Origin of the sequence: Candidatus Planktophila sp. (assembly GCF_046070465.1) — a bacterium.
Classification (GTDB): domain Bacteria; phylum Actinomycetota; class Actinomycetes; order Nanopelagicales; family Nanopelagicaceae; genus Planktophila.
Map to the genome: position 1 here is coordinate 1 of NZ_JBJTMK010000061.1, position 21957 is coordinate 21957.

20 protein-coding genes and 1 tRNA gene are annotated in these 21957 nt (G+C 49.5%); 3 read left to right on the forward strand and 18 right to left on the reverse strand.

Annotation, left to right across the window (positions count from 1 at the left end):
* Window positions 1-134: 134 nt before the first annotated feature.
* The 7 genes from ACKOVI_RS02855 to mfd all read right to left on the reverse strand — a co-directional run bounded on the left by ACKOVI_RS02855 (window position 135) and on the right by mfd (window position 8149).
* Window positions 135-1043: a Ppx/GppA phosphatase family protein gene (locus tag ACKOVI_RS02855; protein ID WP_509602514.1), complete on the reverse strand. Its 909-nt coding sequence runs from the start codon at window positions 1041-1043 to the stop codon at window positions 135-137.
* On the reverse strand, window positions 1034-1531 hold the full coding sequence (locus tag ACKOVI_RS02860) for a DUF501 domain-containing protein (RefSeq protein WP_509602515.1): 498 nt from the start codon (window positions 1529-1531) through the stop codon (window positions 1034-1036). Before ACKOVI_RS02860 ends, ACKOVI_RS02855 begins: the two co-directional genes overlap by 10 nt.
* Window positions 1528-1971: an FtsB family cell division protein gene (locus ACKOVI_RS02865; protein WP_509602516.1), complete on the reverse strand. Its 444-nt coding sequence runs from the start codon at window positions 1969-1971 to the stop codon at window positions 1528-1530. The genes ACKOVI_RS02860 and ACKOVI_RS02865 overlap by 4 nt, the downstream gene beginning before the upstream one ends.
* Before the next feature lie 18 nt (window positions 1972-1989).
* Window positions 1990-3270, reverse strand: coding sequence for a phosphopyruvate hydratase (gene eno, locus ACKOVI_RS02870; protein ID WP_509602517.1), 1281 nt, complete (start codon window positions 3268-3270; stop codon window positions 1990-1992).
* A 96-nt stretch (window positions 3271-3366) separates the two neighbouring features.
* Window positions 3367-4023 carry a nucleoside triphosphate pyrophosphohydrolase gene (locus ACKOVI_RS02875; RefSeq protein ID WP_509602518.1) on the reverse strand — a complete coding sequence of 219 codons (657 nt, stop codon included), beginning with the start codon at window positions 4021-4023 and terminating at the stop codon, window positions 3367-3369.
* A gap of 6 nt (window positions 4024-4029) precedes the next feature.
* Window positions 4030-4638, reverse strand: a complete 609-nt coding sequence (locus ACKOVI_RS02880; protein ID WP_509602519.1) for a SurA N-terminal domain-containing protein — start codon at window positions 4636-4638, stop codon at window positions 4030-4032.
* A 28-nt stretch (window positions 4639-4666) separates the two neighbouring features.
* The gene (mfd, locus tag ACKOVI_RS02885; protein ID WP_509602520.1) at window positions 4667-8149 is read right to left on the reverse strand and encodes a transcription-repair coupling factor; all 3483 of its coding nucleotides are present in this window, start codon (window positions 8147-8149) and stop codon (window positions 4667-4669) included.
* Window positions 8150-8284: 135 nt separating this feature from the next.
* Here mfd and ppc point away from each other — a divergent pair, with 135 nt between their 5' ends.
* On the forward strand, window positions 8285-11029 hold the full coding sequence (ppc, locus tag ACKOVI_RS02890) for a phosphoenolpyruvate carboxylase (protein WP_509602521.1): 2745 nt from the start codon (window positions 8285-8287) through the stop codon (window positions 11027-11029).
* On the opposite strand, the gene ACKOVI_RS02895 is transcribed toward ppc, so the two are convergent.
* The 6 genes from ACKOVI_RS02895 to ACKOVI_RS02920 form a co-directional block, all read right to left on the reverse strand.
* A complete protein-coding gene (locus ACKOVI_RS02895) occupies window positions 10979-11203 on the reverse strand; it encodes a hypothetical protein (RefSeq protein ID WP_509602522.1) in 225 nt (74 codons plus the stop codon). The two genes, ppc and ACKOVI_RS02895, sit on opposite strands and share 51 nt — an antisense overlap.
* A 150-nt stretch (window positions 11204-11353) precedes the next feature.
* Window positions 11354-11926, reverse strand: coding sequence for an aminoacyl-tRNA hydrolase (gene pth / locus ACKOVI_RS02900; protein WP_509602523.1), 573 nt, complete (start codon window positions 11924-11926; stop codon window positions 11354-11356).
* A gap of 27 nt (window positions 11927-11953) precedes the next feature.
* On the reverse strand, window positions 11954-12553 hold the full coding sequence (locus ACKOVI_RS02905; protein ID WP_509602525.1) for a 50S ribosomal protein L25/general stress protein Ctc: 600 nt from the start codon (window positions 12551-12553) through the stop codon (window positions 11954-11956).
* Between the two features lie 138 nt (window positions 12554-12691).
* Window positions 12692-13672, reverse strand: coding sequence for a ribose-phosphate diphosphokinase (locus tag ACKOVI_RS02910; protein ID WP_509602526.1), 981 nt, complete (start codon window positions 13670-13672; stop codon window positions 12692-12694).
* 5 nt (window positions 13673-13677) lie between these two features.
* Window positions 13678-15105 (reverse strand): bifunctional UDP-N-acetylglucosamine diphosphorylase/glucosamine-1-phosphate N-acetyltransferase GlmU, encoded by a 1428-nt coding sequence (gene glmU / locus ACKOVI_RS02915; protein ID WP_509602527.1) that lies wholly within the window; start codon window positions 15103-15105, stop codon window positions 13678-13680.
* Window positions 15106-15170: 65 nt separating this feature from the next.
* Window positions 15171-15242 (reverse strand) — tRNA-Gln (locus tag ACKOVI_RS02920).
* 77 nt (window positions 15243-15319) lie between these two features.
* Between ACKOVI_RS02920 and ACKOVI_RS02925 the strand changes: the two genes are divergently transcribed.
* On the forward strand, window positions 15320-15820 hold the full coding sequence (locus ACKOVI_RS02925) for a MarR family winged helix-turn-helix transcriptional regulator (RefSeq protein WP_509602528.1): 501 nt from the start codon (window positions 15320-15322) through the stop codon (window positions 15818-15820).
* Window positions 15821-15823: 3 nt separating this feature from the next.
* Here ACKOVI_RS02925 and ACKOVI_RS02930 read toward each other — a convergent pair whose 3' ends face one another.
* Genes ACKOVI_RS02930 through rsmI form a run of 5 tightly spaced genes read right to left on the reverse strand, consistent with a single transcriptional unit; the run spans window position 15824 to window position 20845 of the window.
* Window positions 15824-16735: a 4-(cytidine 5'-diphospho)-2-C-methyl-D-erythritol kinase gene (locus ACKOVI_RS02930; RefSeq protein ID WP_509602530.1), complete on the reverse strand. Its 912-nt coding sequence runs from the start codon at window positions 16733-16735 to the stop codon at window positions 15824-15826.
* 1 nt (window position 16736) lies between these two features.
* A complete protein-coding gene (rsmA, locus tag ACKOVI_RS02935; RefSeq protein ID WP_509602531.1) occupies window positions 16737-17582 on the reverse strand; it encodes a 16S rRNA (adenine(1518)-N(6)/adenine(1519)-N(6))-dimethyltransferase RsmA in 846 nt (281 codons plus the stop codon).
* Window positions 17579-18436: a TatD family hydrolase gene (locus ACKOVI_RS02940; protein WP_509602532.1), complete on the reverse strand. Its 858-nt coding sequence runs from the start codon at window positions 18434-18436 to the stop codon at window positions 17579-17581. Before ACKOVI_RS02940 ends, rsmA begins: the two co-directional genes overlap by 4 nt.
* A 6-nt stretch (window positions 18437-18442) precedes the next feature.
* Window positions 18443-19996, reverse strand: coding sequence for a methionine--tRNA ligase (metG, locus tag ACKOVI_RS02945; protein WP_509602533.1), 1554 nt, complete (start codon window positions 19994-19996; stop codon window positions 18443-18445).
* Between the two features lie 9 nt (window positions 19997-20005).
* A complete protein-coding gene (rsmI, locus tag ACKOVI_RS02950; RefSeq protein ID WP_509602534.1) occupies window positions 20006-20845 on the reverse strand; it encodes a 16S rRNA (cytidine(1402)-2'-O)-methyltransferase in 840 nt (279 codons plus the stop codon).
* A 27-nt stretch (window positions 20846-20872) separates the two neighbouring features.
* On the opposite strand from rsmI, the gene ACKOVI_RS02955 reads away from it, so the two are divergent.
* A partial coding sequence (locus ACKOVI_RS02955; protein WP_509602535.1) for a dolichyl-phosphate-mannose--protein mannosyltransferase occupies window positions 20873-21957 on the forward strand: 1085 nt, incomplete at its 3' end.

The following is a 21957-nucleotide window of genomic DNA, read 5'->3' on the forward strand; positions in this document are numbered from 1 at the left end:
CAGGAACAGGCTTTCCCCAATACTTCTCATTTTCATATGACTTCCGCTTTGTAACCGCGACTTCTTCACGCCATTCAACCAAGCGCGGGCATTGGCGACATTTCACAATCGCCTTATCAAGAAGTTCTAACTTCTTATACAAGCGACCAAGCCATTCCATCCAGAATGTCTGATTCAGAAGCGACAAACTCGGTTGCCCCAGTTGCGAGCATGATGCGATCGAGAACGAGAGAGCCCGCACCAATCACATCAACGCGACCTGGGTGCATATACCCGTGTGCCGCCCGTTCTTCGCGGGATTCACGGAGAAGCTCTGTAGAGATCTGATGTGTGCGCTCAGCGCTAATGCGAGAAAGATGAATTGCGTAGCGATCGTAAGCTGGCAAATCTAGAGCTGCCGCTGCAATAGTTGTTGCGGTACCGGCAACCATGATGACTGTCTTCGCCTCAGTAATGGGCACTGTCTTTGCAGCTTGGCGGATGTTTTCATCAATGTCTTCGATGGCAGACGCAATCTGCCCTGGATCTGGCTGGTCTCCTGTGAAATGGCGCTCGGTCATACGAACACAACCAATGTTCATGCTGCGTGCAGCCTCAACAGAATCTGTACCGAAGACGAACTCTGTCGATCCACCTCCGATATCAATTACGAGGAATGGACCTTGAGATTTATCGAAATCTTTAGTTGCTCCCGCGAAAGAAAGTGCTGCTTCAACTTCACCAGCGATTACTTCTGGTTCGATACCTAAGCGCTCTTTAACACCGTCGATAAAGAGTGCACGATTTGTAGCATCTCGTGTAGCGCTTGTTGCACAGAAGCGAATCTTTTCAACGCCGCGCTTTGCGATCTCAGCGGCGTAGAGTTCTACTGCTGCAAGTGTGCGAGCAATCGCATCGGGATGAAATGCACCGGTCTTATCAACGCCTTGGCCGAGACGGACGACCTCCATCTGGCGAGTGATTTCTCGGAAATTATTGCCATCGATGTCAGCAATTAAAAGCCGGATTGAATTGGTGCCACAATCAATAGCCGCTACTCGCATGGAAGAAACTTCCACCACTCGGGCAATCTCTCGAGAGCTTCGTCTCCCAGTGGATTGACTCCTTTGCCAGCTGAAAGTGAGTGCGCAACAAGGGAATGTAGGCACTTCACTCGATCGGGCATTCCACCAGCCGAAATGTTCTCCACCTCTGGAACATCGATTCCCAGTGCGCTGCGGGATGCGATGTAATCATCATGTGCTGCTGCATATTCGCCGGCAAGTACTGCATCAGTCTTTAACCGTTCATTCATCTCACCCATCAATCCTGTTGTTTCCAGGGTAGATATAGCCGCTGTAAGGCGTGGGCATGTTGCATAATAAAAAGTTGGGAAAGGCTCACCATTACTTAAACGTGGTGGCGTTTCAACAACAGCAGCTTTGCCGCATGGGCAACGGTAAGAAATTGCATGGACATCGCGAGGAGTTCGACCGAGCTGGCGCTCGATGACATCGAGATCTTCTTGTGTTGGGACCCTGCTGTCGGTCACTGTTTACCTGATTCTGTTACGGATGCGATCATTCTTGTGTACCAAGGTTGACCTTCTGGGAGGTTTTCAACAACGCTGATGCCATTGTTATTTGGATCTTGAGAATCGTCACCACCTGTGATGATGTACTGACGCTCGCCCGGCATCACAAAGTGAAGCCGTTCACGAGCTTGAGATTTAATGTAATTCGGATCTTGCCACAGCGTTAATTCCTTGCGAGCTTCTGCAAGAGCTGCATAATCGCTGGAGAGCTGTGCCTCTAAAGCACTGATCTGTGCGCGCTGTGTGAAGTAATTCTTAATAGGTGGCGCAAGGAAAAGTGCGAGAGCAAAGAAGATTGCGGCAATAGCAAAGGTCCGACCAGATCCCTGGTTGCGATTGAAATTTAAGTTACGTGAACGGTAACTCTTCTTTCGCGCACCAGAGGATCGACGGACCATTGCCTAGCCTTTAACTCTTTATGCCTTGAAGCGTGGGAATGCCTGGCGGCCTGCGTACACAGCGCCGTCAGAGAGTTCCTCTTCAATGCGAAGAAGCTGGTTGTACTTAGCTACGCGCTCTGTACGTGATGGAGCACCAGTCTTGATCTGACCACAGTTTGTTGCAACTGCGAGATCAGCAATTGTGGTGTCTTCTGTTTCACCTGAACGGTGAGACATCATGCTGCGGTAGTTAGCGCGGTGTGCAAGATCTACTGCATCGAGAGTCTCGGTCAAAGTACCAATCTGGTTTACCTTCACGAGAAGAGCGTTAGCTGTGTCTGTGTCGATTCCCTTTGCAAGACGTGTTGGGTTTGTTACGAACAAGTCGTCTCCAACAATCTGAATCTTTGAACCGAGTGAAGCTGTCATTGACTTCCAGCCATCCCAGTCTTCTTCATTAAGTGGATCTTCAATTGAAACGATTGGGTATGACGCTACCAAGTCAGCGTAGTAAGCAATCATTTCATCAGATGAAAGAGTCTTACCTTCGAACTTGTACTTACCTGCATCGTGGAACTCTGTAGCTGCAACGTCCATCGCAAGTGCGATATCGGAACCTGGCTTGAAGCCCGCTGCTGAGATTGCCTCGATGATGAGATCGAGCGCTGCACGGTTTGAATCAAGGTTTGGAGCAAATCCACCCTCGTCGCCAACAGATGTAGCGAGTCCGCGCTTCTTCAGTACCGCCTTCAGTGCATGGTAAATCTCTGCGCCCCACTGAAGTGATTCGCGGAAAGTTGGTGCACCGATTGGAGCAATCATGAACTCTTGAACATCAACGTTTGTATCAGCATGTGCCCCACCGTTCAGGATGTTCATCATTGGAACTGGAAGTACGTGTGCGTTTGGCCCACCTACATAGCGGAACAATGAGAGATCCGATGACTCTGCTGACGCCTTTGCAACTGCAAGTGAAACACCGAGAATTGCATTTGAACCGAGGCGTGACTTATTAGGAGTGCCATCAAGTGCGATCATCTCTGAGTCGATGAGGCGCTGATCCTGTGAGTCGTAACCTTCGATTGCTGGTGCGATCTCATCGTTGACGTATGCAACTGCCTTGAGAACACCCTTACCGAGGTAGCGCTTCTTATCGCCGTCGCGAAGCTCTGAAGCTTCGAATGCACCAGTTGATGCTCCGCTTGGAACAGCAGCACGAGCCTGAGTGCCATCTTCGAGTTGAACTTCTACTTCTACTGTTGGATTTCCACGAGAATCGAGAATTTCACGGGCGCCGATTGCTTCGATAATTGCCACTAGAGGGTGCTCCTTCGAGGTTTGCGATGTGTGTTGAAAAACTTGAGATATCAGCGCTCACCATTGAGCGTCCTGGGGCAATCTTACCGTGACTATTCAGCTCTGATTGGAGCGCGAAAGCTGCTCAATCATCGCCCGTGCCTGCGCACGGAGCGCCAATTCAGGGTCAATTTCATGCTGATAGGCCCATGCGATTACTGAGGCGAGAGCCTTGCCGACCGACTCCTCTGTCGCCGGAATTGAGTCCTCGAAGGGTTCAATCTCAAGTGGCGTTCCATATTTATCTGCGCGGTAAATTAACTTGGAAACGAGAGGAAGCGCCGGCTGAGACATTGCGACTCCATCAATTGCCGATGTGCGCCCTTTCTCTTTTGCCTTGATTGCCTCCCAATTTTCAATAATCTCTTCCGTACCACTTACCTCAAGACCAGCAAATACATGTGGGTGGCGACCAATCAACTTATCTGCAATAGCGCCTGCAACATCATCGATGGTGAATGGATCGGTTGGATGATCCTGTGCGATTCGCGAATGGAAGTAGACCTGCAATAAGACGTCGCCGAGTTCTTCTCGCATTCCAACACGATCTTCAGTCTCGATTGCATCGATGAATTCATATGATTCTTCGAGGAGATACTTTATTAACGAATCGTGAGTTTGTTCGGCATCCCATTCACAACCGCCAGGTGAGCGCAACCGATCCATAACTTCTACAAGACGTAGAAGTTCAGAACCAAATACGCGATCTGACATTAGAACTTAATTTGTTGCGTTTGACTTAACTGCATCGCCCGCAGAATCAGTGGCAACAATGTCACCTACTGCATCATCCCAAGTTCCGTAACGTGGATTGATCTTGATTTTGAGTTCTTTTGTCTTAGCTGTAACAAGTTGTGAAAGCTTGGCACTGACATCTGCTTGAGCTACACCTGATTGAGCAAGTGCAGCAGAGATCTTGTCAGAGATGATGATTGCGCGAACGTAGGTTTCAAAGTTTGAAGATGCTATCTGCGCAGCAACAAGGTTGCCCGCAAATGCTGACTCTCCACCGCTCTCTGAAATCATCTTCTGAGAAGTTGTGGCGATTTCAGTCTTGGTGACTTCAAGCTTAAGTTCCTTTGCAATCTCATCAAAGATTGTTGCAATAATCAGGAAGCGAAGCTGGCTACGATTGAGAGCTGCACCATTTTCGAGCTGCATCTGTGAAACATCTTGTCCTTCACGCTCTTTGAGAAGAGAGTCAACAGTTGTCTGAAGCTTTGCTTGTGAGATTGTGATGTCACCCAAGGTTGCAGCGCTATTTGCCTGACCGCATGCGGTCAAAGTTGCAAGAGAGATAACTGCAATAAGGCCAAGAATCTTCTTCACACCAAGCTCCAATATCGTCGTGCAGCGCTTATGCGCTGGTTAGTTCGGTCAGCGCCTGACGGGCAAACGCTAGGAGAGAAGTATCCCCCATATTTGGCGCGCTTTGTGCGGGCGGCGTCCATGCGGCCGTGCGCGGAATGGTCACCATCACAGTTGAAGTCTGAGTTTTATAGAGGGATTGAGGGAAGAGGCGATTGAGTTTGAGCTGTTTCGACTCAGGCAAAGTCAGTGGTGAAATTCTCACGTACTTCCCGGCAAGAACGACTTCGCGCACGCCATGAGACTTCGCAAATGCACGAAGTTCTGCAACCTCGAGCAAGAGGTTGGCTTCTTCCGGCAGCTCGCCAAATCGATCCACCATCTCTTCGCGAATCGATTGAACGTCTTGACTGTTTCGAACATCTGCAAGACGTCGGTAGAGGTCAAGGCGCAATCTTTCGCCCGGAACATATTGCTCGGATAGGTGAGCATTAATAGGAAGTTCAACTTTGCACTCGTGATTGATCTCTTCGCTCTCGACAATTCCGGATTTGTAATCTTGTACCGCTTCGCCCACCATGCGCATGTAAAGATCGAAACCCACATCTGCAATGTGTCCAGATTGCTCGCCACCCAATAAGTTTCCGGCACCGCGAATTTCTAAGTCTTTGAGCGCTACTCGCATTCCAGATCCCAAATCAGTATTTGTTGCGATTGTCTTCAAGCGATCAAGTGAAACTTCGCTGAGTGGCTTATCGGCTGGATACAAGAAGTACGCATAGCCGCGTTCACGACCACGGCCTACTCGCCCACGCAACTGGTGCAATTGTGAAAGGCCAAAGTTTTCTGCATGCTCGACAATCAAAGTATTAGCGTTCGGTATGTCCAACCCACTCTCGACAATTGTCGTACACACAAGAACATCAAAATCGCGGTTCCAGAAACCGAGAATGACATCTTCCAGCTGGCTCTCACTCATCTGACCATGCGCAACGCGCACGCGCGCTTCAGGAATCATCTCTTGAATGTGTGAAGCGCAGCGATCAATGGAATCCACTCGATTATGGAGATAGAAAATCTGACCATCACGCAGAAGTTCGCGATGAATTGCCGCCTTAATCTGCGCTTCATCGGATGGACCCACATAGGTCAAAATTGGATGGCGCTCTTCAGGCGGCGTCGTAATTGTCGACATCTCTCGAATACCTGTTACTGCCATCTCAAGTGTGCGTGGAATAGGCGTTGCAGACATCGCTAAGACATCGACAGTCGTACGCATCTTCTTCAGTGACTCTTTCTGTTCGACACCAAAACGCTGTTCCTCATCCACGATAACTAGACCAAGGTCCTTAAAAACAACATCCTGCGACAGGAGTCTGTGAGTACCTACGATGACATCGAGGGTTCCCGCTTCAAGGTCTTTAAGAATCTCCTTGGCCTCCTTAGCTGTATTGAAGCGAGAGATGCCGGCCACCTTGAGCGGAAATCCTGAATAGCGCTCTGCAAAACTCTTTGAATGTTGTTGCACCAAGAGAGTTGTTGGAACTAAAACTGCAACCTGCTTTCCATCTTGCACTGCTTTGAATGCAGCGCGGATTGCAATCTCTGTCTTTCCATAACCAACATCGCCGCAGATGATGCGGTCCATTGGATAAGGGCGTTCCATATCTCGCTTGACATCTTCAATTGTCGAAAGTTGATCGGGAGTTTCAATGTAAGAGAATGCGTCTTCAAGCTCACGCTGCCATGGAGTATCCGGTGAGAATGCAAAGCCCGGTGCACTTGTGCGAGCTGCATAGAGTCGAATCAACTCACCTGCAATTTGGCGGACAGCTTTACGTGCACGACCCTTTGCCTTCTGCCATTCACCGCTACCAATACGGTGGACGGCAGGCGCTTCGCCTCCTACGTACTTACTGACTTGTTCCAAAGTATCTGTAGGGACAAAGATGCGGTCGCCCGGTTGGCCGCGCTTTGCTGGCGCGTATTCAATGACCAGGTATTCACGAGTCACTCCACCGACGGTGCGTTGTACTAGTTCAAGGTAGCGACCGATTCCGTGTTGTTCGTGTACGACAAAGTCACCTATTTTGAGTTCCAGCGGATCAATTGCTTGCTTGCGCTTGGTCGGCATGCGGGCGCCATCTTTAGATGTGACTTTGCTGCCAGACAAATCCCGCTCTGTAATGAAAAGTAGATCGCAATCTTCGCTGGCGAATCCATGTGCCAAAGTTGATTGGAAGACGTGGATTGCACCACGTGTGGGACGAGCGGCTAACGAAGCGCTTAATTGCACAGGTAGGTCGGCATCACGGAATACGCCGGCGTATCGCTCAGCCATTCCATGGCCGGTAGCGGCAAAGAGAACTGTCTGGTGCTGATTCAGACCATCACTCAACAATTGAATTAACCGATCAACGTTGCCCCGCATGGGTTCAATTGCTACAAAATCAGTGAAGTGCGCATCGGAATCTAGATCAGTGCCGAAACTATTCAGTGCGAAGTGGGTGAAGTGATGACTTTCAATCTCGGCCAGTAGTGAATCCCAATCAAAATAAGTGACTTTATCCACTGGCATCGGAGCGCTACCGCCTAACGATGCGTTCGACCAGGATGCTTGGAGGAATTCTTCATTGGTTTCAATCAAATCTGCGGTACGTGATTTTGTTCTTTCCTCTTCAATGAAAATTACCGCACTTCGCGGGCTGATGCGATTAAGGATAGTTACCTGATCATCTACTAAGAATGGAATCAGTGACTCCATGCCATCGACACTGATTCCTTGTGCAATCTTCTCGAATACCTCAATCGCCGCCGGGAATCTATGTTTAATTGACTCAGCGCGTTTCTTAATTGCATCTGTAATCAAGAGCTCACGACAAGGGATGATTGAAAGCTTTCCTGTCACTGGTTTTGTAGTTCGCTGGTCGGAGATATCAAAGTAAGCGAGCTCTTCAATTTCATCACCGAAGAAATCGATTCGCACTGGGTAATCTGAGAGCGGTAGAAATACATCGACGATGCCGCCGCGAACTGCGAATTCGCCACGCTTCTCAACAAGGTCTGTGCGAGTGTAGGAAAGATCTGAGAAATGGCGAATGAGGTTAGTCAGTGAAACTTCTTGCCCCAGCTCGATAGTCATCAGTGGTTCTTTTGCCAGAGATGCAATAAAACGGTGAATCACAGCGCGGATTGGTGCAACAACAATGGGGTTGGAATCTTGTGGTGATGATTGCAACGCTGCGAGAGTTTGGATTCTCTTTGCGACTGTGTCACTTCGTGGGCTTAGGCGCTCATGAGGCAGCGTCTCCCATGCTGGAAATTCATAGACATCAGGGTGGAGATTGCGCAGATCTTCAGCAAGATCTTCTGCGCCACGGCTGGAACTGGTGACAACGAGGATGGGTTGTTCTGATGCGCGAAGGGCAATCAGAAAGGGATTGCTAGCCCCGGCAGCGATGATGCGCTTATGGTCTTTGAGCCCATCGATGAGATCGCTATGGCTCGATAGCTCTGCGAGTAATCCATGCATCTGGCGACCTCCTTGAAATCTCTCATGCAACGCGCCTATGCCCCACTTCTGAAAGAAGGGGGGCGTGATATCGCCCATACTACTGGCGCGGTCGTGGTTTTCAAATATTGAGATAGAACGTCTCACGGTAGTCCTATGGAGTGCGAGAATTACGCCGTGAGCCAAGGCCAAGTTTCTTCTTCAATTGTCGCAACAGACGACGCTCTGTTGCGCAGCGATGTACGCCGCCTCGGCGACTTACTTGGACAGTCACTTGTTCGCCAAGAGGGAGCCGAGTTATTAGAGCTCGTAGAAAAAGTTCGCAAGGCAGTGCGCGACAATGGCGAGGATGCTGTTCTAGAAAATATCACTGACGATCAAGCCGTCGATCTCGTTCGTGCATTTAGTACGTACTTTCACTTAGCTAACGTTGCAGAGCAGGTTCACCGCTCACGCGTTTTAGCTGAGGCTCGTCGTGATGGAAAGTCGTGGCTTTCTCAGGCAGTCGACAAAATTATTGAAGCCCAGAACAATCCGGCTGCAGGTCACGAATTCACACACGAAGATGTTGTGAAGTGGGTTTCCGAACTTCAGGTCCGACCAGTATTTACAGCTCACCCAACCGAAGCTGCTCGACGTTCGATACTTGGAAAACTTGCTGAAATATCAACGCTGCTTGATCTTCCAAAGAGCACCTCACAAAATGAACGCCTTGCAGAGACGGTTGATCTTTTGTGGCAGACAGACGAATTGCGTCTTGATCGTCCAGAGCCACTTGATGAGGCGATGAATGCTCTCTACTACCTCGATGACCTTGCAAAACAGACAGTGCCAGAGGTTCTGAATGACTTTGCTCGCGAACTCAAGCGCCTTGATATCGAAGTCCCTGTCACCGCTCGACCTCTGACTTTTGGAACATGGATCGGTGGCGACCGTGATGGAAATCCGAATATCACACCGCAGGTCACCGAAGATGCCGTTGTTCTGCAGGTAGGTCACGCAATCCGTACGACAATTGCTGCGATGGATCGTCTTCGCCAGATGCTTTCGGTTTCAACTCGTATTGCAGGTGCGACTCCTGAACTCAGCGCCTCTGTTGAGGAAGACCTCAAGCACATTCCTGAATTCGAACCACGCTTCTTGCGCCTGAATGTCCAAGAGCCATACCGCTTAAAGGCAACAGCAATCGTGCACCGCTTGGCATTTACTCGTAACCGTCACGCTGTAGGCGGCCCACATGTACCAGGTCGTGATTACAAAAACACTGCAGAACTTCTCGCCGACCTGACTTTGATGCGCGATTCACTTTTCCAGCACCGCGGCGAATTGATTGCTACCGGCTTACTTGAGCGCACAATCCGAACAGTTGCGGCCTTTGGTCTTACTCACGCGACCCTCGATGTCCGCGAGCATTCAGATGCGCACCACAATGTATTGAAGAACTTCTTTGGTGGCGATGCGTATCTTGCGAAGTCGCATGATGAAAAGTTTGAAATCCTCACCGGCGAACTTGCAAATGGCATCAAGCACAACGCATCATCACTGGATGCCGGTGCAGCAAAAACTCTCAATACCTTCGTTGCAATCTCGGATTTAATCGAACGTTTTGGGCCAGAAGTCATCGAGACATACATAGTCTCAATGACAAAGGGTGCTGATGATTTGATTGCTGCAGCTCTTCTCGGAAAGTACGCCGGTTTAGTAGATCTCGATAAGAAGGTCGCAAAGGTTGGATTTGCTCCACTTCTTGAAACTGTTGCGGAGCTACGTGCAGCTGGTGACATCCTTGAGAAGTTGCTCTCTAACTCAACCTATCGCTCGCTCGTATCGCTTCGTGGCGATATCCAAGAAGTGATGTTGGGATATTCAGATTCCAACAAGGATGCGGGAATCGCAACCAGCCAATGGGAGATTCACCGTGCGCAGCGTCGTCTTCGCGATGTTGCAATGAAACACGGCGTAAAGCTTCGCTTATTCCACGGACGCGGTGGCTCAGTAGGACGCGGTGGCGGACCTACCTATGAAGCTCTCGTTGCTCTTCCATGGGGATCTGTTGATGGCGAAATCAAGATGACCGAACAAGGTGAAGTTATCTCTGATAAATACGCTCTGCCTGCACTTGCTCGCGAAAATGTTGAACTTACTCTTGCTGCCTCGCTAGAAGCGACTGTCCTCAATCGCGGTCCACGTCAAAGCGCAGAAGATCTTCAGCAATGGAATGAGTGCATGGATCTGGTCTCAGATAAGTCCTTCGCTCGTTACCGCACTCTGATTGATCACCCAGATCTGCCTGCATACTTCTATGCATCGACACCTGTGGAGCAACTTGGAAATCTCTTCCTTGGTTCTCGCCCATCCCGTCGACCTGATGCATCAAGTGGACTCGATTCATTGCGTGCAATTCCATGGGTTTTCGGTTGGACTCAATCACGTCAGATTGTTCCGGGCTGGTTTGGTGTCGGATGTGGTCTCAAAGCAGCTCGTGAAGCTGGTAAGACAGAAGTATTGAAGAAGATGCTCGCTGAGTGGCACTTCTTCTCAACTTTTATAAGCAATGTTGAGATGACTCTTGTAAAGACTGATCTCAAGACGGCTCGTCGTTATGTCGAGACGCTTGTACCTGCAGAGCTTCAACACTTCTTAACAACAATCGAAGAAGAGTTTGATCTGACCGTTAAAGAAATTCTTACGTTGACTGGAAAGTCTGCTCTATTGGGAGATCAACCAGTGCTTGCACGCACCCTTGAAGTTCGCGATCAGTATCTTGCACCGCTGCATTCATTACAGGTAAACCTTCTCAACCGGGTTCGCACTGCTGGCAACCACGCTGAACCAACTCTTGTTCGTGCGCTATTGCTCACCATTAACGGCGTCGCCACCGGTCTCCGTAACACCGGCTGATAAATCCCAAATATTAATCCCCGGATTTGATGGCTGAGAACCTTCTGTCTCTTCGAGTTCTGCCATGACATTGATGCGATTGGCAGAAATGACGAGGCTGATGATGAATAGGCTCACCACCACCACAAAGATCAATGTTGGGGTATGCACGAACTCTCCGATCTGCTTCAACAATTGCTGAACTATATTTTTAGGGTAAGCCTCTTAAAGTTATTAACACATAGTGATATCCCTTTATCTCAACTCTATAGAAGCTATTGAGTGCTGGTCCTGAGGCACATGGGTGATTTAAATGTATATGGGGTGATGACTAGTCAGTATTTTTTAAGAGTTGAACTTGCTCTGTGTTAAATCAAGTCCCTTTTCAATCAGGAACTCCACTGCATCGGCTCCACGATCTAAGAAGAGCGGCAACTCTTTCTTCTCGGGCTGGCTAAATTGTTTCAAGACGAAATCTGCAGGATCTTGTTGTCCCATGGGGCGGCCGATACCTAAACGGATTCGAAAGTAGTTTGCAGTAAAGGCAGATGTCATTGATTTCAAACCGTTATGGCCATTATCGCCACCGCCTTGCTTTGTGCGAATCGCAGCGAAATCAATATCTAGCTCGTCATGAAGAACAATTATCTGTGAAACATCAACAGAGTAGAACTGTGCGAGCGCTTTGATAGGTCCGCCGGTCTCATTCATGTAGCCGAGAGATTTAGCGAGAATTACTGAGTGCGCATCGACCCCGAAACCTAACTTGTAGGCTGCAATTGAGGTGCGAGATTTATGTGTGGAAAATTTTACGTTGTGGCGTTTTGCTAATTCATCGATAACCATCTGACCCACGTTATGACGGGTGGCAGCATATTGATCGCCGGGATTGCCGAGACCTACTACCAACCACGTCATAACGTGTCAGACTTCTTTACTTTTTACTTACTCAGCTGCTGGAGCTGCTGCCTCAGCTGCTGGAGCTGCTGCCTCATCGCTAGAACCAGCTGCGCGACGCTCTGAGAGGTGAACAACTGTTGCTGTTGCATCAAGAACGAGTGTGACACCAGCTGGGAGTGTGACATCTGCAGCTGTCTTCGATGTTCCTGCCTTCATGCCCTCGATATTGAGAACTAGGAACTGAGGAATAGCAGTTGCCTCAGCTTCTACTTCGATTGTGTTGTGAACGTGCTCAAGGATTCCATCTGGATCGTGCTTTCCTTCAGTGTGAACTGGCACTTGCACAGTTACCTTCTCGCCACGACGTACAAGTACGAGGTCGATGTGCTCGAGGTTCTGCTTGAGTGGGTTCTTGACAACTGATTTTGGAAGTGTGAGCTCTGTTTTGCCGTCGAAAGTAATGTTAAGGAGAACGTTTGACTCCTTGAGAGCATTACCGAGCTCGCGAGCTGGAAGCGTGATGTGAACAGGTTCAGCACCGTGACCATAGATCACTGCTGGAACCTGGCCATCGCGGCGTGCGCGACGTGATGCACCCTTACCGAATTCGGTACGTGATGTGCCGTTGATTGATACTTCTGCCATGAAAAAACTCCTGTCGTAGTGACTCTGACAGGAGTTAATAACCTTGCCGTCGATTACGGTTTCGATCGAAACCCTCGCCAGAATGGTTGAAGTTTATGCGGGCGAGGGTGAATCCACCAAATCGCGAAGATTTACCGCTTAGCTGTGGCCGTCGAAGAGGCTTGTAACTGAGCCATCTTCAAAGACCTCACGAATCGCACGTGCAAGAAGCGGAGCGATTGAGATAACGGTCAACTTGTCGAACTTCTGGTCATCAGACAATGGAAGTGAGTCTGTGACAACTACTTCAACTGCACGTGAATTCTTGAGACGCTCAACAGCTGGGCCCGAGAAGACTGCATGGGTTGCTGCAACAATCACATCGCGAGCACCTGCTTCAAAGAGTGCATCTACTGCCTTTGTAATAGTGCCTGCTGTATCAATCATGTCATCAATAACAACGCAGGTGCGGCCTTCGACTTCGCCAACAACCTTGCCTACAACTGCTTCGTTAGGAATAAGTGGGTCGCGAGTCTTGTGAATAAAGGCGATGGGGCATCCACCAAGAAGTTCTGACCAGCGCTCTGCGACACGAACACGACCTGAGTCTGGGGAAACGATTGTCAAGGAATTGCGATCGACTTTGCTGCCGACGTAATCAGCGAGCATTGGAAGTGCAAACAAGTGATCGACTGGGCCATCGAAGAATCCTTGAATCTGTGATGTGTGAAGGTCAACAACCATCAAACGATCTGCGCCTGCTGTCTTAAAGAGATCTGCCATCAAACGAGCTGTGATTGGCTCGCGACCGCGTGACTTTTTATCTTGGCGTGCGTAACCATAGAAAGGCGTAACCACAGTGATGCGCTTTGCTGATGCGCGCTTGAGGGCATCGACCATGATGAGCTGTTCCATGATCTGCTTATTGATTGGTGTTGCATGTGACTGAATGACAAATGCATCGCAACCTCGGACTGATTCCTCAAAGCGAACAAAAATTTCGCCATTTGCGAAGTCGTAGGCTGATGTTGGAGTAAGTGGAATACCGAGTTCTTCAGCGACTGCTTGTGATAGCTCTGGAAATCCGCGGCCAGAAAATAGACGGAGTTTCTTCTCTGACGATAAACGGATTTCGCTCACGAGTATCAGCCTTCCTGGTCGTTACTTGGAGCTGAAGCCGCTGCTTCAGCTGACTTGGTGCCTGGGCGCTTACGCAGAACCCAACCTATAACATTTCGCTGCTTAGCCCGGCCAACGCCCATCGCGCCGGCAGGCACATCTTCAGTTATCACAGATCCAGCGGCTGTATATGCGCCATCTCCAATAGTGATTGGAGCAACAAGCATGCTGTCACTGCCAATACGAACATGATCACCAACAGTGGTGTGATGCTTTTCTACTCCATCGTAATTAACAAAAATAGTTGCGGCTCCGATATTGGAACCTTCACCGATTGAGGCATCACCGACATAAGAAAGATGTGGGACTTTAGAACCTTCGCCGACGGTTGCATTCTTCATCTCAACGAAAGCACCTGCGCGGGTATTTGCCGCCAAGTTTGTTCCGGCTCGTAGGAAAGTAAAGGGACCAACTGATGCGTTCTCGCCGATAACAGCCGAGGTCGCATAAGACTCTTTAATCTCTGCGCCATTAGCAACGGTGCAATCCACCAAAGTTGTGCGAGGTCCGATGATTGCACCAGCACCGATAGTTGAATCGCCACTGATGGCAGTACCAGGAAGAAGAGTCACATCTTGCGAAATTGTTGAAGTTGCATCTACCCACGTTGTTGTTGGATCGACGATAGTGACGCCGCTACGCATCAGCTTTTCATTGATGCGATCACGCAAGAGAGCTGCAGCTTCCGCTAATTGGACGCGGTCATTCACGCCTAGAGTTTCCGTGAAATCTTCAATGCAGACCGCTGCAATCTTGCCACCCTCGTTGCGAAGGATCTCGATAACATCGGTGAGGTAGAGCTCGCCTTGAGCATTGTCATTGCGAAGCTTTCCGATAGCACCGGCGAGTTTTACTGCATCAAATGCATAGACGCCCGAGTTGATTTCCTCGATTGCCTTTTCAAATTCGTCGGCATCTTTCTCTTCAACAATGCGCACCAGAGAATCGTCATCGCCACGGATGATGCGGCCATAGCCAGTGGGATCAGGATGTTCTGCTGTCAGAACAGAGGCGGTGAACCCACCTGCATGGTGGCCTTCGAGTAGCTGTGCCAGGGATTCACCGGTCAACATCGGAGTATCGCCAGCCAAAATCAAGATCGTGCCCGATGGCTTGAGGTCAGCGAGCGCTAACTGCGCCGCATGGCCGGTACCACCGCGGTGTTCTTGGAAAACTGTGGTGACCTTCGGTGCGATTGCAGCGATGTGTTGTTCGACTTTCTCGCGACCTGAACCCACAACAACACGAACGTGCTGTGGGGTGAGAGTTTCAACTGCTGCAAGAACATGGCCAAGAAGTGATCGACCGGCGATTTTGTGGAGGACCTTGGGTGTCTGCGATTTCATTCGCGTACCTTCGCCCGCAGCAAGAATGACTACGGTTTCCAGGCTCATAGTGGCAGTCTACCGATTTAGAGCAATTAATGGCTCCGCCACTTAGATTGGCGGGCAATGCTTTGCTCCGCCACCAGGTATCGATCCTGGACCCTGGGCTTCAAAGGCCCATGTGCTAGCCACTACACAATGGCGGAACCTGTATTCTCCCTTATCACCGCCTGACTTTCCAAACTGAGGGCCATTAAAGATTGATTCATATAGCCTTGCCCGCATGGAGAATAACCGCGATGAGGTCGACAGACTTATCGCCGCATGGAAGCGCGAACGTCCTGATGCTGATCTCTCCCCTTTAGCAATCCTGAGTCGCATCACGCGAATCTCGCGCCATCTCGATTTGGCTCGCAGAGATGCATTTGCCGACCTAGAAACGTGGGGCTTTGATGTGCTTGCTGCTCTGCGTCGCGCAGGAGCGCCCCACACATTGTCACCAAGTCAATTGATGCAAGAGACCATGGTCTCAAGTGGCACCATGACAAATCGCTTAGATCGCCTGGAAGAGCTCAAACTCATCACACGTCAACCGGATCCCAGCGATGGACGAGGTTCCTTGGTTTCTTTGACCGCACTTGGAATGAAGAAAGTTGATGCAGCCCTCGACCACTTGATTGAAAACGAGCGCACATTCTTAACCGACTTAAATACAAACGAACAAGAAGCGCTTGCAGATTTATTGAGCAGACTTGCTGCAAATTTCGATATCGAGACAAATTAAATTCTAAATTACACGTGCGCCATGCACGGGGCCAGTTGCGCGTGCAACGCTTCCAACAACACCGCTTGCAGTGAGAGCAACTGCTAAATCAAGACCAGCTTCTTCATCTGCAACGAGAAATGCAACAGTCGGCCCAGATCCAGAAACGATTGCACCGAGCGCTCCGTAGTCACGACCTACCTCAAGGACAAGTGAAAGTGCAGGTCGAAGGGAGCAAGCAGGATTTTGAAGATCGTTAGAGAGGGATTTTCCTACCAAAACTGGGTCGCCAGATAGCAGTGCCTGCATCAGAGCATCACTGACCTTTGGGTCTGCCACTTCAAGTTCTGCTCGCATGCGATCACACTCGGCATAGACAGCGGGAGTTGAGAGTCCAACGGTAGAGAGCGCGAAGACCCAGTGATACGTGCCCCGTGAAAGTGCTGCTGTGAGCTGATCTCCGCGGCCTGTGCCGACCGCTGTTCCACCTGCGATCATAAATGGAACATCACTTCCAAGCTGGCTACCAAGTTCTAATAATTCTTCTCGCGTTGCATCTAATTTGTAGAGGGCATCCATCGCAACGAGAGTTGCTGCAGCATCAGCAGAGCCGCCGGCCATTCCGCCTGCAACCGGAATCGACTTCTTGACTTCGATATGCACATCGGCGTCGAGATCAAACTTCTCGCCTATCAACTGCGCAGCTTTTACGGCTAGGTTTGAGCCATCTTCTGGAACGCCATATGTCTGCTCGCCAGTGATTGAGATTGTCACTCCACTACCTGCATGTGACTTTGTAATAGTGACATCGTCAAAGATAGAGACTGCCTGAAAGACTGAGACGAGATTGTGATAACCATTTGCCTCACGTGGGCCAACCGATAATTGCAAATTTACCTTTGCTGGTACTCGCACGGTTACTGAATTAAGAGGCACGTTATGACCCTACCGCTAACTCGTGTCGGGCGATAGCGACGAAGCTTCCGATTTCCAGTGCCTCTCCACGCAAGGTCGCGTCAATACCGGCTGCCTGAAGAACTTCTTCAGCCGGTGCTGAACCTCCATAGCGGGAAGAGAGCGCAGATCTCAACATCTTGCGACGTTGCGCAAAGGCAAGGTCAATAATTTCAAAAGTGCGCTTGCGAAGAGCTTCATCGCCAGGTGTCGCGCGACGAGTAAAAGCAACAAGCTTTGATTCAACATTTGGTACCGGCCAAAAGATCTGTCGCGATACGACGCCAGCGCCAGTGACATCAGCCCACCATGCCGCCTTGACGCTGGGGACTCCGTACTCTTTTGTTGATGGCCTAGCTGCAAGACGATCGGCAACTTCTGCCTGCACCATGACAACGCCAGTGCGGAGCGTCGGAAATATCTCCAGCATATGAAGAAAAACAGGTACGGAGACGTTGTAAGGCAAATTTGCAATAAGAACAGTGGGATCAATTGGCAGAGAATCAATCTGCAACGCATCCTTATTAATAACAGTGAGCTTCTCAGGGTTATCTGCATGCTTTGCAGCGGTGATAGGTAACTGTTCGGCGAGGCGCTTATCAATTTCAACAACAACAACTGCTTTAGCTTCTTGCATCATTGCAAGGGTTAGTGATCCAAGTCCTGGTCCAATCTCAAGTGCAACATCATCAGGCTGCACACCAGCAGTGCGAACAATTTTCAAACAGGTATTTCCATCATGAACAAAGTTCTGCCCTAAAGATTTTGATGGTTTAAGATCAAGTGCTGCTGCTAGTTCGCGAATCTCCGCTGCACCGAGAAGGCTCATGCAAAAGATCCAAAGACACGCTCGGTGTTCTGAGAGAGAGCATCACAGAGTTGCGCCAAATCTTCGCCGCGCTCTGCAGCCATCGCTCGAACAATCGTTGGAATCTGCGCAGGGGTGTTCTGCATTCCGCGATGAGGAGTCGGCGCTAGGAATGGCGAATCCGTTTCAACGAGTAGTTGGTCGTGAGGAACAAGCTTCACCGCTTCGCGAAGGGCTGGCGCATTCTTAAATGTCATCGTGCCAGCAAAAGAGAGGATGTAGCCACGATCAATACAGATTTTTGCCATCTCAACATCGCCCGAGAAGCAGTGAAAGACGGTCTTTTCAGGGGCACCAACTTCAGCCAATACAGAGAGAACGTCATCGTGCGAATCACGATCGTGGATAACAAGCGCTTTATTGGTCTTCTTGGCCAGCTCAATATGCCACTTAAATGACTCCTGTTGCACGCCGCGAAGTTCAGGTGGTGTGCGGAAGTAATCTAAACCTGTCTCGCCAATCGCGCGTACTCGGGGCATGTGTGCAAGTTTTTCAATGATTGCTAAATCTGACTCTAGCTCTTCAACTACCGGTGCTTCATTTGGATGGAGAGCGACTGCGGCTAAGACGCGACCTGGATAGAGATCTGCTAAAGCTGCACACCACTGTGATTGTTCTGCTGAATATCCCACCTGCACTATTCGATCTACGCCCACTGATTGCGCTTCATCTAGTACGCGTCGAACTGATTCAGAATCAGGCGCGTCATTAGTGACAATCTCAAGGTGTGCGTGCGCATCTGCAACTGGAACCGGAAGCGGCTCTGGCAGGGGTGCGAACTCCCGATCGATATCGCGGTTGTGGCGATCAGCCATAAAAATTTATTCCTTCACCTCAAGGCGTGGGAATAACACTGGCGTCTTTGTGACAACAGCACCCTGTGGAAGTTGTCCCCACTTGGCGACGTTCTCAATCTTCTGTGTACCGATTTCACCGAGAGTTGCTTTCGCTCCGAGAGATTCCCAGAGTATCTCTGTCGTTGCTGGCATAACTGGGTGTAGCAAGATGGCTAGCGCGCGCAGTGATTCGGCGGTGTTGTAGAGAACATCCTCCAATGTCTTCTGGTGTGAAGGATCTTTAGCGAGAATCCACGGCTCTTTAATAGTGACAAAGCCGTTTACCTGCTTGCAGAAATCCATGATTGCGTTAATTCCGCCTTGGAAATCAAGTGCCTCCATAGCTTTATCGGCATCTATAACGGTCTTCTTCAAGGATGCTGAAAGTTCAGAATCTTCAGCAACTGCTGGAAGTACTCCAGCACAGTACTTTTCGACCATCGCTGCAAGTCGGGAGGCTAGGTTTCCAAAGTCATTTGCAAGCTCTGATGTATATCGAGCGCTCATATCTTCCCAAGAGAAAGAGCCATCGCTACCGAATGGAATGGCGCGGAGGAAGTAATAGCGGAATGCATCAACGCCAAAGTGATCGGTAATTTGTGATGGCGCAATACCGGTGAGCTTTGACTTAGACATCTTCTCGCCGCCGACGAGCAACCATCCATGTGCAAAGACCTTCTTAGGGACTTCAAGACCTGCAGCCATCAACATTGCGGGCCAGATAACGGCGTGGAATCGCAAGATGTCTTTACCAACAAGATGCACATCAGCTGGCCAAGTCTGTGCGAACTTCTTCCCGCCTTCAGACGATGGTTCATCTGTCAGACCAACTGCAGTTGCATAGTTGAGAAGCGCATCGAACCAGACGTAGACAACTTGATCGGTATCCCACGGAACAGGAACTCCCCAATCGAAAGTCGAACGAGAAATCGAAAGATCGCGAACGCCGCTTTCAAGGAATGCAACAACTTCATTGCGTGCAGATTCAGGCTGACATGCCTCTGGGTTCTTCTGATAGTGATCAAGAAGTGGTTGAGCGAATTCAGATAATTTAAAGAACCAGTTAGTCTCTTTAACGTTTTCCACTGGCTTGCTGTGAATCGGACAGAGATTTCCTTCCAGTAAATCACCCGGCAGCTTAAATTCTTCACAACCCACGCAGTATGGTCCTTCGAAATCGCCCTGATAGATAAAGCCTTTATCTTTAAGCGATGTTAAGAACTTCTGCACGCGATCCATGTGGCGATCTTCGGTCGTGCGAATAAAGTCATCGTTTGCGATATTGAGTGCGCGCCAGTTGGGCTTCCATGCCTCTTCTACCAACTTATCTGCCCATGCTTGTGGCGCTACTCCATTTGCCTCAGCGGTGCGCATGACTTTCTGGCCGTGCTCATCGGTTCCAGTCAGAAACCAGACAGCTTCGCCGCGTTGACGATGCCAACGAGTAAGGACATCGCCGGCAACTGTTGTGTAGGCATGGCCGATGTGAGGAGCATCGTTGACGTAGTAAATCGGAGTCGTCAGATAGAAAGACTTCATCTGCGAATTCTAATTGGTCTTCTTATCCTCAACTACCGCGGCATAGACCAGCTTCTTGGGTAGATCGAGCTCTTGAGCCACCGTTGCAATAGCTGCTTTGCGATCCATTCCGGCAGCTTCAAATTCGCGGACTCGAGCCACCATCTGGGAATTGGTCGCTGCCTCAGTGCCCACCTCAACACCGGCAAAGACGAGCGTAATTTCTCCAAGAACTTCGTGACTCTCCGCCCACGTAACGAGCTGATCGAGCGTGCCTCGAATTGTCTCTTCATAGGTCTTGGTCATCTCGCGGCAGATTGCGCCTAATCTGTCACCACCGAGAATCGATGCAGCATCGGAGAGAGATTCCAATAACCGGTGAGGTGCTTCAAAGACCACCATGGTGCGCTCTTCAAAACGAAGTGATTCAAAAAAAGTAATGCGCGCACCAGAAGTGCGAGGCGCAAAACCTTCAAAGGTAAATCGATCTGTTGGAAGACCGCTGAGGGCAATTGCCATTGTTGGTGCGCTAGGTCCAGGGATAACGTGAACTTCAATCTTCTCTGCAATCGCATCGCGCATCAATCGAAATCCTGGGTCACTGATTGTTGGCATTCCTGCATCGGATACAACAACAACATTCTTACCTTCTCGAAGTGCAATCAACAGCTCTTGGGTGCGATCGGTCTCGTTGCCTTCAAAGAATGAAAGTACCTTTGCTGTAAAAGTCGCTTGAATATCTGAGGCAAGACGGTGAAAACGGCGCGAATCTTCTGCCGCGATAATTTCAGCGTTTTCAATTGCTGCTTTAAGTCGCGGGCTCGCATCGAGTGGATTTCCGAGAGGCGTCGCTGCGAGGGTGAGTGCCATATGAGTATCTTCGCATATTCTTAACTCATGGTCGTTGCTATCGCCCCTGTGCTCATTGCTTTGGCCTCATTCTTTCTACGTATCTTCAATCTCGCATCAATCAAATCGATGATCTTCGATGAAATCTATTACGTCGATGGAGCTCGTGACTTAATCAAATACGGAGTTGAAGTCACTGGTGCAGATCCCGAATTCGTCGTACATCCACCCGTTGGTAAGTGGTTAATTGCATCCGGAATAAAACTATTTGGCGATAATCCCTTGGGGTGGCGCTTTGCTACAGCGCTTCTTGGCTCAGTAATGATTCTTGTTGTCGCCCTCATAGCACATCGACTTTTTTATTCGCCAGTGCTGACTGCGCTTGCTGCAGGCTTAATGGCTGTCGATGGTTTAGCACTTGTCCATTCACGCACAGCTCTGCTCGACAACTTTCTTGCCTTCTTTATTCTCGTTGCTTCCTACTTCTTTATCTCTCGAAAGTATTGGTGGAGCGGAGCCTTCCTTGGATTGGCACTAGCAACAAAATGGAGCGCTCTCTACTTCATCCTGGTATTTGGTCTCATAGCCCTCTATCGGGCGTTCAACCACCACACTGGAAGCGATCTTGTTCGCCCCACTGTGTCACGCATCGGCGCATTTGGATTTCTGCCAATCTCAATCTACATCACATCGTGGTGGGGTTGGTTTGCATCTGACCGCGGATGGGATCGTGCACATTCATCGAATCCAATAACATCATTTATTTTCTACCACCGTGAGATGTTGAAATTCCATACAAATCTTGTAGAAAAGCATCCATACCAAGCAAATCCTTGGTCATGGTTAATCATGGGGCGCCCAACAAGTTTCTTCTATGAAACTCCAAAAAGTTGTGGAGCGAATTCTTGTTCGCAAGAAGTACTTGCGCTCGGTACGCCTTTCCTGTGGTGGGCAGGAACAATTGCAGTTGCAGTAGTTCTTGGATTTTGGGTTCGTTCTATCATCAATAAATCCTTTGATCTTGCAGTTGTCCTGATTACTGCAGGATTAGCAGCTGGTTATCTGCCATGGTTCTTCTTTCAACAGCGCACAGTCTTCTCGTTCTATGCGATTGTCTTTGAGCCATTTGTAAT

Coding starts and splice junctions, on each gene's coding strand:
- ACKOVI_RS02855 (WP_509602514.1), bottom strand. CDS start 1,043: ATGCGAGTAGCGGCTATTGATTGTGGCACCAATTCAATCCGGCTTTTA.
- ACKOVI_RS02865 (WP_509602516.1), bottom strand. CDS start 1,971: ATGGTCCGTCGATCCTCTGGTGCGCGAAAGAAGAGTTACCGTTCACGT.
- ACKOVI_RS02875 (WP_509602518.1), bottom strand. CDS start 4,023: ATGTCAGATCGCGTATTTGGTTCTGAACTTCTACGTCTTGTAGAAGTT.
- mfd (WP_509602520.1), bottom strand. CDS start 8,149: ATGCATGGATTACTCGCAGAGCTATCGAGCCATAGCGATCTCATCGAT.
- ppc (WP_509602521.1), top strand. CDS start 8,285: ATGGAGTGCGAGAATTACGCCGTGAGCCAAGGCCAAGTTTCTTCTTCA.
- pth (WP_509602523.1), bottom strand. CDS start 11,926: ATGACGTGGTTGGTAGTAGGTCTCGGCAATCCCGGCGATCAATATGCT.
- ACKOVI_RS02905 (WP_509602525.1), bottom strand. CDS start 12,553: ATGGCAGAAGTATCAATCAACGGCACATCACGTACCGAATTCGGTAAG.
- glmU (WP_509602527.1), bottom strand. CDS start 15,105: ATGAGCCTGGAAACCGTAGTCATTCTTGCTGCGGGCGAAGGTACGCGA.
- ACKOVI_RS02925 (WP_509602528.1), top strand. CDS start 15,320: ATGGAGAATAACCGCGATGAGGTCGACAGACTTATCGCCGCATGGAAG.
- rsmA (WP_509602531.1), bottom strand. CDS start 17,582: ATGAGCCTTCTCGGTGCAGCGGAGATTCGCGAACTAGCAGCAGCACTT.
- ACKOVI_RS02940 (WP_509602532.1), bottom strand. CDS start 18,436: ATGGCTGATCGCCACAACCGCGATATCGATCGGGAGTTCGCACCCCTG.
- metG (WP_509602533.1), bottom strand. CDS start 19,996: ATGAAGTCTTTCTATCTGACGACTCCGATTTACTACGTCAACGATGCT.
- rsmI (WP_509602534.1), bottom strand. CDS start 20,845: ATGGCACTCACCCTCGCAGCGACGCCTCTCGGAAATCCACTCGATGCG.